Annotated in this window: 7 protein-coding genes and 1 tRNA gene; 5 read left to right on the forward strand and 3 right to left on the reverse strand. The window is 49.4% G+C overall.

The features are described from left to right. Nucleotides 1–674 precede the first annotated feature (674 nt). Entirely contained in the window at nucleotides 675–3,137 is a 2,463-nt protein-coding gene (locus VB741_RS13675; RefSeq protein WP_323365740.1) for an ATP-dependent Clp protease ATP-binding subunit, read from the forward strand. A gap of 825 nt (nucleotides 3,138–3,962) precedes the next feature. After that, nucleotides 3,963–4,289, forward strand: a complete 327-nt coding sequence (locus VB741_RS13680) for a rhodanese-like domain-containing protein (protein ID WP_323365741.1) — start codon at nucleotides 3,963–3,965, stop codon at nucleotides 4,287–4,289. 542 nt (nucleotides 4,290–4,831) lie between these two features. On the opposite strand, the gene VB741_RS13685 is transcribed toward VB741_RS13680, so the two are convergent. Further along, a tRNA-Arg gene (locus tag VB741_RS13685) sits at nucleotides 4,832–4,905 on the reverse strand. 81 nt (nucleotides 4,906–4,986) lie between these two features. Then, the gene (locus VB741_RS13690; protein WP_323365742.1) at nucleotides 4,987–5,757 is read right to left on the reverse strand and encodes a M48 family metallopeptidase; all 771 of its coding nucleotides are present in this window, start codon (nucleotides 5,755–5,757) and stop codon (nucleotides 4,987–4,989) included. Between the two features lie 215 nt (nucleotides 5,758–5,972). Here VB741_RS13690 and VB741_RS13695 point away from each other — a divergent pair, with 215 nt between their 5' ends. Then, nucleotides 5,973–7,250 carry an ABC transporter substrate-binding protein gene (locus VB741_RS13695; RefSeq protein WP_323365743.1) on the forward strand — a complete coding sequence of 426 codons (1,278 nt, stop codon included), beginning with the start codon at nucleotides 5,973–5,975 and terminating at the stop codon, nucleotides 7,248–7,250. 55 nt (nucleotides 7,251–7,305) lie between these two features. On the opposite strand, the gene VB741_RS13700 is transcribed toward VB741_RS13695, so the two are convergent. Continuing rightward, complete coding sequence (locus VB741_RS13700; protein ID WP_323365744.1) at nucleotides 7,306–7,518, reverse strand: hypothetical protein; 213 nt, start codon at nucleotides 7,516–7,518, stop codon at nucleotides 7,306–7,308. 445 nt (nucleotides 7,519–7,963) lie between these two features. Between VB741_RS13700 and VB741_RS13705 the strand changes: the two genes are divergently transcribed. Then, nucleotides 7,964–8,131: a response regulator gene (locus VB741_RS13705; RefSeq protein ID WP_323365745.1), complete on the forward strand. Its 168-nt coding sequence runs from the start codon at nucleotides 7,964–7,966 to the stop codon at nucleotides 8,129–8,131. 122 nt (nucleotides 8,132–8,253) lie between these two features. Continuing rightward, nucleotides 8,254–9,819, forward strand: a complete 1,566-nt coding sequence (locus VB741_RS13710) for a response regulator (RefSeq protein ID WP_323365746.1) — start codon at nucleotides 8,254–8,256, stop codon at nucleotides 9,817–9,819. The last annotated feature ends 74 nt before the right edge of the window (nucleotides 9,820–9,893 follow it).

Consider the following 9,893-nt stretch of genomic DNA (forward strand, 5'->3'; position numbering starts at 1 on the left):
TGAACGCCTTTGACCATGCGATTGAAAGTGGCGCGTTGGACACCAAATCGGCGCTTAAACTTTTGGCCGCTCAGGGTTTGGGTTGCTTCGTAGTTCATCTGCCTGACATGGAAACAGTGAACTAAAACCCTCTAATATACCATGAAATCTATTATGCAAGAGGTCTAATCAAAGCCAAGGCAATCCGAGAATTTTCGTGAAGCCTTAATCCAGGCGTTTCCCATATCCAGCTACCCCTAGCACCAGACCTAAATCCAGACTTCTATATGCAACCTCTGGTGGCCCTGGATTTTTGGTAAACTAATGTAACTAAATCTCATATTTAGTTGTAGGGCGGCACGCTGTAATCAACCCGTTCGGGTTAACGAATCCATTGTTCTACCGATAAAAATATCCATTTGTACGGCTTTCCCCACTCCCTAAGTCAACCCCAGAGAAATTATTATTCCTAATGCAAGGGTTAACATAAATTAATGTATCGGAGGGATATGAAAAATCCGTTGCCCATTCCGCCATTCCTGACTTAGGCGATGCACCGATTGGTCAAAGGGAGCCCATGGCAGGATTGATAGCCCCGGTCCAGCCATTCCTAAATGCTTCACCCCCTGCCGGTTATCCTTCCCCTCTGACCCATTCTCCTCATTTCGCAGCTCACCCACCCAGCACCTCGTATTATGTTTGACATTTTTAACGACAAGGCAATTTCGGGCATCATGATTGCCCAACAGCAGGCCAACCAATTAAACCAGTACTATGTTGGCACCGAACTAATTCTGCTGGGGATGCTTGCCCAAGGTGACCGCCTGCTCGCCCCTATCATTAAAGATGCTGGTATTACCCTTCAGATGGTTCAATCAGCGGTTGAGACCATCTTAAAAACTGATGGTCAGCCAAAGTCGGCTGAAAAGCCGTTTACCTTTGGTGCTAAGCGGCTTTTCGAACAGTCCATCCAGGAATCGAAACAGCTGGGCCAAACCTATGTGGGGCCAGAACATTTACTGCTAGCGGTAACCGGCAGTCCTGATAGCTCTGCTGCAAAGATTCTGCACATGTTGGGTGTGAATCTGCTCAAGCTTCGTCTTGACCTGATTCGGGCTCTGGGCGAAAGGCAACCCGTAACCCCTGAAGGCGGTCAGCAGGAACCTAGCCGCTCGATAGGCAAGACGTTAGAAGAATTTGCCACCGACCTGACCCAGTTAGCCCGTGAAGGTAAAATTGATCCGGTCATTGGCCGCCAACAAGAGATTGAGCGGGTAGTGCAAATTCTCGGTCGTCGCCGCAAAAATAATCCTGTCCTGATTGGCGAACCTGGCGTCGGCAAAACTGCCATTGGCGAAGGGTTAGCCCAGCGAATCGTGAGTCAAACCGTACCAGAGCATCTGTTGGATCAGCGGGTGTTGAGCCTAGACCTGAATGCAGTAGTTGCAGGGTCTCGCTTTCGCGGTGAGTTTGAAGAACGATTGAAACAGATCCTGGTGGAAATCAACCAGGCTGGCAACATTATTTTGCTGATTGATGAGGTTCATACCCTGGTCGGTGCCGGAGGCCCAGAGGGCGGTATGGATGCGGCAAATCTGCTCAAGCCTGCCCTGGCACGGGGCGAATTGCAGTGTATTGGCGCCACTACCCTGGACGAATACTGTCAGCACATTGAAAAAGATGCCGCTTTAGAGCGGCGTTTTCAGCCCGTGATGGTTAACGAACCCACTGTTGAGGAGACCATCGAGATTTTGCAGGGGGTGCGTGCCAGCTATGAACAACACCACAATCTGACCATTTCTGATCAGGCCCTAGTGGCCGCCGCCACGCTAGCGGATCGCTATATTGCAGACCGCTATTTACCCGATAAGGCGATTGATCTGATCGATGAGGCGGGTTCCTGTGTGCACCTACGCCATGCTCAAACTTCTTCAGCCAAAGAACTTAAGCAGGCTCTCCGAAAAATCAACTGGGATAAGGATGCTGCAGTAAAAGCCCAGGACTTTGATCGCGCTACCCAGCTGCGGGATCAGGAAATTGCCATGGAAGCCAAACTCAATGCATTTAACAGTAACAGAAGCCCCTCCCCGCAACCCGTAGTTGGGGTAGACGATATTGCCCAGGTGGTCGCTTCATGGACAGGAATTCCCGCTAATCAGATCACGAAATCCGAGTCTGCCATGCTGATGAAGCTGGAAGATACTCTACACCAGCGCATCATTGGACAAGACAATGCGGTGAGCTCTGTGGCGAAAGCCATTCGGCGGGCAAGGGTGGGGATGAGGGGGGCTGAGCGACCCATCGCTAGTTTCATTTTCTGTGGTCCGACGGGGGTGGGTAAAACGGAATTAACCAAGGCCCTAGCCGGTACCGTATTTGGCGCTGAAGATGCCATCGTTCGCCTAGACATGTCGGAATATATGGAATCCCAGTCGGTGGCTAAGATGATTGGGTCGCCTCCGGGATATGTGGGGTACGGTGATGGCGGCCAACTGACAGAAGCAGTAAGGCGTAAACCTTATACTGTCGTGCTATTCGATGAAATCGAGAAGGCCCACCCCGATGTTTTTAATTTGCTATTGCAGCTGTTAGACGAGGGGCGCTTGACCGATTCCCAGGGCCGGGTGGTGAGCTTTAAAGACACCCTGATCATCATGACTTCCAATATTGGTGCCAGAGCCATTGAAAAACAAGGCAGCGCCATTGGCTTTGAAATGGTGGATGGAGACGTCACCGCAGCCAAATATGAGCGCATTTGTGAACAGGTGAATGGAGCCCTAAAGGAAGTTTTTCGTCCTGAGTTTCTCAACCGGTTGGATGAAATTGTTGTCTTCCATCAGCTCACCCGTGGCGAAGTCATGCAGATTGCCGAAATTTTGTTGCAGGATGTAGCTGGCCGCTTAGCCGAGCAGGAAATCAAGATCGAAATAACAGAAGCTTTCAAGGAGAAACTGGTGTTAGAAGGCTACGATCCCAGCTATGGTGCGCGTCCGCTAAGAAGGGCCATTACCCGTCTGGTGGAAGACAACCTGGCCGAAGCCCTCTTGGCTGGTCAAATTCAAGCTGGAGAAACCGCCGTTCTAGATGTGGATCGAGATGGTCATGTCATAGTTCAACCGCAGCGGACAGCGGCATTAGTGGGGATGGACCGACAGTAACCCCTCACTGCTGATACCTGGACTCAATCGAGTCCAGGTGCTTTTAGGGCTTTTTTGAGGACTATTGCCAGAGGCGGTTGTCTCCCATGGCACTGCTAGCGCTAGGAAACAGTCAAAAAATATGGCTGACTACCCCTGCATCATGTCAAGAATAAGTCCTCGTTTAGTTTGTAGGTAAGATTGCATTGCACGCTGCTCGTCCCTGCTCAGGCAAGTCCTGGATTGTATCTGGTCGAGGATGAAGTTAACAAAAAAAGCGTCAGGAATTGTCGCAATACTCTCTGGCGAATTCTCTAAGATCACAGACCAAAGTAATCGTAGTTTTGAAGCATCCATACCGTTTGCTCTGTTATGGGGTACGTTTTATTTTTTCAAAAGATTAAAATTGCTTTGGCTGTAGGTTTTTTAATGTTTTCTTTAGATTTATTATACCCCAGTTTTAGGTGGCGTGCTTTTGATGGTGTTCTGTGCCCTATAGCTTTCCCCATAGCTCCATAACCATAAGTCTTTACCATCAGGACCTGTGGCAGCGGTCTATCCAATGGTGAAGACTTGTGATTTGCCCATTATGATTCAATGCCTGTGGTGGAGATTAGCCAGCATGGGCAATTCCATGGCTTTGTGGGTGTAGCTGGAACCGATTTGCTCACAAGGAATCAAGCATATTTCTGTTTTTGATGTGTATGTTTGCGTATATGTCAATTGTCATGGAATATAAATTACATTTTATTTGACCTTCGTTACAATCTAGGGGTTGGTTGTCATTACAGCGCTGTCAAACCTATGTCCTCCCTATTCTTCCCTATCCCGAAACCGTTGAAGCCCGTGTCTACCGTGTTTGATCTCAAGGACCGCCTAGACTGGGGGGAGCCTGCGCTGACCATTATTGATGTTAGAGATAGAGACCTATTTAATGAAAGCCGCATTTCAGGTGCTATTTCAATGCCTGTGGATGAGCTAGTGGACCGAGCTAAAGCTAGCCTTGAGTATGAACGTGATATCTATATTTATGGTGGCACTGATGACGCTACAGCCGAAGCGGCCTCTAAGCTGCGTGAATCTGGATATAAAAAGGTTGCTGAGTTAATGGGGGGAGTGGGAGCTTGGCAGGCGGCGACTGGCACGTTAGAAGGGACTTTGGCTATATCTTAGAGCTCCCAGGAGCTTAAACTGACGGCTGGTGAATGTTTTCCACACCATCAATATGTCTGTTTTAAGAGAGTCTCATGGGTGAGGGCTCTCTTTTTTTGTTTTTCATCCGGACCTACCGTGGGTTGAGTTGTTCTTTTGGGTTTGTTTGGTCGTTCTAAGCTATAGCTTTGAATAGGGGGACAGTTGCCTTAGAAGAATTGTTTCGGGCACTTTTTCTCGGATTGCCAAACCGATCGTTGTTGAACAACTAGCCATTTTAGATGCACTCAAATAAAAATAACTCTCTTCCTTCGGTTGAGGAGGGTCTGACGGCATTCCTCATGAAGCAAGTAAGCCGGATTCTTTGCTGAAGAGCAGTCAACCTAAGGATGTGGACTATGCGGTTCCGTATTTAGTGCGGTTTTTGACCCCTGGGATGTAGATCGCTCAAGGGACAAATGCTGAGCCTCAAGATTACAAATGCCCGTAATTTCGCAAAGGTTTATGACTTGATGTCATTTTACCTTGGGAAATTATGGGCACGTAAACCAAGTGATTGAGGACGGGACTGGCGCGATTCGAACGCACGACCTACCGCTTAGGAGGCGGTCGCTCTATCCAGCTGAGCTACAGCCCCAATCTGGTCTATTTAAACATACAATTTACATCTATGTATAAAAGGATGATCCTGTAAATTCCGCAAGATGGCGGAAAACCATCAACTTTCCACCCATCGAGGTACGTATTTCCACCCGTTTTTCAGAATTTTGCGATGAACCTCAAATTCAGGCATTTTTTCTCCCACCAGTTGCCAAAATGCCGGGGAATGGTTCATATGGACGGTGTGGCATAGCTCATGTACCAATACGTAGTGCACCACCTCCTGGGGTAAAAACAGTAGCTTGTAATTCAGGCTGATGTTTTTATTGCTAGAGCAACTGGCCCAGCGGGTTTTTTGACCCCGTACCGAAGGCCGCTTAAACGGTAGCTCCAAATCAAAACTGAGCTGCCGTAGCCAGGGCACTAGCTCCCGATGGGCCTTGTGCCCTAACCACTCACACAGGACCTGATGGCAAGTGGGTAAATGGTCCACATTACCCCGCACCTTTAACCCATGCCCCGGCAACGGAATACACAGCGTCGGCCCTGGGTCGGCCTCATAGCTCACCTGCCACACCTCACTAGGGTCCGCTTGGGCTAGGGGAGCCTGCCACCGCAGTTCCAGTTTTTCTGGCTGGCTGGTCTGCCAATCCGTGGTCGTATCCTGTCGTTCGTTTAGCAACCGGGCCCGATTTTTTAGAATCCAGTCCCGCCGATTCGCCATGAGGCCCGGTAGCTTGTTGCAGTTGTACTTGGGGGGCACGACCACCTCCACGCTGCCGTCTACCGAAATTTTGATCGACACATGCTTGGCCCGCTGGCTGGTGCGGACTGTATAGTCAAAATCATTAGGTCGAGCGGATGATGGAAACAGCTCTAGCTGGGCCATGGTTGGGAGCGTTCTAAGTTTTGAGTAGGGCTGTCTGGATGGGTCTGCCTTGAATTTACATGATGACAATAGATTTGCAGAGCTTCAATTAAAAAGTCAAATTTAGGCATTCAAACCCCTGATCCCTTAATGCCCTTTAACTGTCTGCCTTGATACTATGTGAACAAAGAAAGTGAACAAAGAAAATTGCTGTTTAATCCTCGAATTTGATAACTATGATCCATTTGAAAACGCGACTATCGTTATCGCTAGCGGCATTGTTAGCGTTGAATGCTTGCGGTGGCGGTGATGATGGAGCATCAGAAAGTGCAGAAAAAACGGTCACCATTCTTGGTTTGATTGTTGGTGAACAGCAGGTGAAATTGGAAGAAGCCCTTAAGCCTTTTGAGGCGGAAACGGGCATTGATGTGATTTATGAGGGGACCGATTCCTTTGCGATGCTGCTAACGATGCGGGTGGAGTCGGGGGATGCGCCGGATATTGCCATGTTTCCGCAGCCGGGGCTGATGGCTAACTTTGTGGAAGCGGGCCAAATGGTGCCGGTGACTGAGTTTATGGATCAGGGCACCCTGGCCAATGCTTACCCAGAGGCCTGGCTGTCATTGGCTACTGTTGATGGCAGCATTTATGGCATTTGGTATCGAGCTTCGGTGAAAAGCTTGGTGTGGTACAACCCCAAGGCGTTTGCGGCCCAAGGGTTTGAAGTGCCGACTACCTGGGATGAAATGATGGCCCTGAGCGATCAGATTGTGGATGCGGGGGTAATGCCCTGGTGTGTCGGCTTAGAAAGCGGTGAGGCAACGGGGTGGCCGGGGACTGACTGGGTGGAAGACATTATGCTGCGGACGGCTGGACCGGAGATGTATGACCAGTGGATTACCCATGGGATTCCGTTTAATGACGGTGTGGTCCAGACTGCCTTTGAATACTTTGGCGACATTGTGCTGAATGAAAACTACGTGGTGGGGGGGACGGTGGGGGCCATTCGTACGCCCTTTGGGGATGCTCCCCAGGGTCTCTTTGGTGATAGCCCCACCTGTTACCTGCACCGCCAAGCCAACTTTATTTCTCGCTTCTTTCCCGCCGATGTGAATGTGACGGAGGAGGTGGATATCTTTTTGCTGCCGGGGATTAACCCAGACTATGGCACGCCGGTTTTGGTGGCGGGGGATGTGTTTGGCATGTTTAATAACACCCCTGAAGCCCAGGCGCTGATGGCCTATTTGGCGACACCCACGCCCCATGAAATTTGGGCCGGTCTGGGGGGATTTTTGTCTCCCCACAAGCAGGTGAGTTTAGATGCCTATCCCGATGCCCTGAGTAAAAAGCAGGCGGAATTTTTGAATAATGCGGAGACTATTCGGTTTGATGGCTCGGATATGATGCCCGGGGTCGTGGGGACTGGCACCTTCTGGTCTGGGGTGGTGGAATATGTGGCAGGGGAGCCGGTGGAGGATGTGTTGAATAGGATTGAGGCGAGTTGGCCGGAGTAGGGGATTAGTGGGTTGCAAATCCTTGTCGTTGATCAATCCACCAAAGGAGACAAGCCTAAGTTGCTACGGGTAGCAGAGTCTGCACAGGAACATAAAAGGCTGGATTTTCTGACCGAGTCAGCTGTCGTTGCACCATCGCAAACGATCGGGTGACCGCAGTCGCTGTAGTCTGGGGCATGTCCTGGCGACAGGTGGAGCAGTACCAGTAGATGTTGCTGTGGCGAATATGGCGTAGTAAGGAATTATTGCAGCAAAGACAATTATTCATAATGACCTGATGCCCATTGTGACGTGTTTAGTTGGAAAAAATAAGATGTCCCGCTGGGATGTCTATCTAGGAACTCTATAAACGTAACCATTAAATATGAGGAAAATGTGAAGAAAGGACAGGTTGAGGTATGGAAATATAGCCTTGTGCCCATAGTTCACACCATAGGTGATTGTTGAAAGCTGTAGATAGCAAAAGCTATGTGCGGTGCAATTAGCTGAGAACCTGCAGTAAATTACTATGGTAGCCGGACTCACAAAAAAAACACATTTGGCTGGTTGGATAGGAATTGTGGATTTCCCTAGGAAGGCACCGCTGTTCGTTCCTGTTGGTTTACTTGTTCAAATAAAATCATCTGTCTCCGTACTTTTTGCTGCCTTGACTTCCTCCGGCTTTTCCCCCTGACCCATTAGGTTCGTACCCATTCCCAGAGTTCTACCTGCCCATGAAAATCTTGATCGTAGAAGACGATGCCGGATTAGCCGAGGTGCTCGACCAGACCCTTAGTAAGCATCATTATCAGGTTGAAGTAGCCGCCGATGGTCAAGCCGGATGGGAGTTAGTGGAACTGTTTGAATATGATTTGGTGCTGCTAGTGGTCCGTCAAGACTAAGATTTGGGATCGATGAGAGTCGCTTACAACGTGCCTGAACCTTATCAGAACTGATGATTCACGATTTATGACTCACCGAGTCAATCCTAATTTTTAGCTTTGACGCTGCACTAGATCTGCGCTTGCCTAAGCTGGATGGCATTAGTTTTTGTCATCAGCTGCGGGCTTCAGGGTATACGGTGCCGGTGTTACTCATGACGGCCGAAAATACCCAGGCCAGTAAAATTGCTGGGCTAGATGCTGGTGCGGATGATTATGTGATTAAACCCCTAGATCTGAGCGAACTGCTGGCCCGGATGCGGGCACTGTTACGGCGGGGACAAACTGAACCATCACCCCTGTTGTCCTGGGATACTGTCACCCTAAACCCCAGTAGCTGTGAGGTTTTTTGTCTGGGCCAACGTCTGAACCTGACCAGCAAAGAGTATGAGCTATTAGAACTCCTATTACGACACCAATATCGAATTTTTAGCCTCAATTCGTTGATGGAGCGACTGTGGACCTATGAGAAAATGCCCTCTGAAAACGCGTTGCGCAGCCATGTGAAAAGCCTGCGTCGTAAGCTGAGACTGGGGGGTGCTAAGCCGATGATTGAGACCGTCTATGGCCTCGGCTATCGGTTGAAGCCCTTGCCGGTGGCTTCAGAACCAAGTTTGTCTCCTCCATCCTTGGGAACGCTTTCCCCAGTTCCCCAAGGCCCCATAGTCGATCATCTCCCCGTCAACCAAGATCGAGTCCTGACTCCCCTAAAGGATATTTGGGTACGTCATCAACAGAAGTATTTAGCGCTGATCGATGCCTTGGACCAGGTGGTAACCATGCTCAAAGCTGAGCACTTGGACTCAGCCTTGGACTTAGCCCATAGCCAACTGGACTTGGTCAATGCCCAAAAATCTGCCCATAAACTCAAAGGGGCCTTAGGCAGTTTTGGCTTTACCACGGCGTCTCAACTCGCTGCTCAGATTGAGCAGTTACTTTTAGTTACCCCAGCCCCAGAATTGGAACATATTCAGCAATTACCTGGGTTGGTGCAGCAATTACGTCAGGCTTTGCAAATGCCTGCAAAACTTCCCAGCCATGGACAGCGACCTCGCCAGCAACCTGACTCCCTGATTTATCAGTGGCTGATTATCGATAATGATCCGTTGCTGATTGAGACACTCATCCATGAGGCCTTTATTTTGGGAATTCAGACTCACATTGCCACTACCCTGGACGAGGCAACACAACTATTAAAGCAACACTCTGTCGATGTGGTGATGGTGGATGTCAACTGTTCTACAAACGTAAATGAAGGGTTGGCGTGGCTCTCTGACTTGTCCCGTCAGCAACCGTCACTCCAGGTGATTGTTGCGACGGACAAAGACGGCTTGATCGATCGGGTTAATCTGCTACGGGCGGGGGCTAGTGCGTTTCTGCAAAAGCCGGTGATGGTTGCTCAGGTATTGGAAACGGTGACCCACAGTTTGGCTCAAGCTACGTTGCCTGCGGCCCGAATTCTTGCCTTGGATGATGATCCTGTAATTCTTGCTTGTTTGAAAACATTACTCATGCCTTGGGGGTTTCAACTGACACTGGTGTCTAATCCGATGGAGTTTTGGGATAGCCTGGATCAAAATCCACCAGATTTAATGATCTGGACAATGACAAGTTTCTGTTTTGCTTCTGCCCCGTTCTCAAGCGGCTAAATCAGGTGGGTCAAGGGTTTTAGACATCTCAGTTTTATTAGCCAGTAATTTAGTCAAAAGTAGAGTGGGTCTAC

This window comes from Leptothoe sp. PORK10 BA2, assembly GCF_034932105.1.
GTDB lineage: Bacteria > Cyanobacteriota > Cyanobacteriia > Phormidesmidales > Phormidesmidaceae > Leptothoe.

Coding starts and splice junctions, on each gene's coding strand:
- VB741_RS13675 (WP_323365740.1), top strand. CDS start 675: ATGTTTGACATTTTTAACGACAAGGCAATTTCGGGCATCATGATTGCC.
- VB741_RS13690 (WP_323365742.1), bottom strand. CDS start 5,757: ATGGCCCAGCTAGAGCTGTTTCCATCATCCGCTCGACCTAATGATTTT.
- VB741_RS13695 (WP_323365743.1), top strand. CDS start 5,973: ATGATCCATTTGAAAACGCGACTATCGTTATCGCTAGCGGCATTGTTA.
- VB741_RS13700 (WP_323365744.1), bottom strand. CDS start 7,518: ATGAATAATTGTCTTTGCTGCAATAATTCCTTACTACGCCATATTCGC.
- VB741_RS13705 (WP_323365745.1), top strand. CDS start 7,964: ATGAAAATCTTGATCGTAGAAGACGATGCCGGATTAGCCGAGGTGCTC.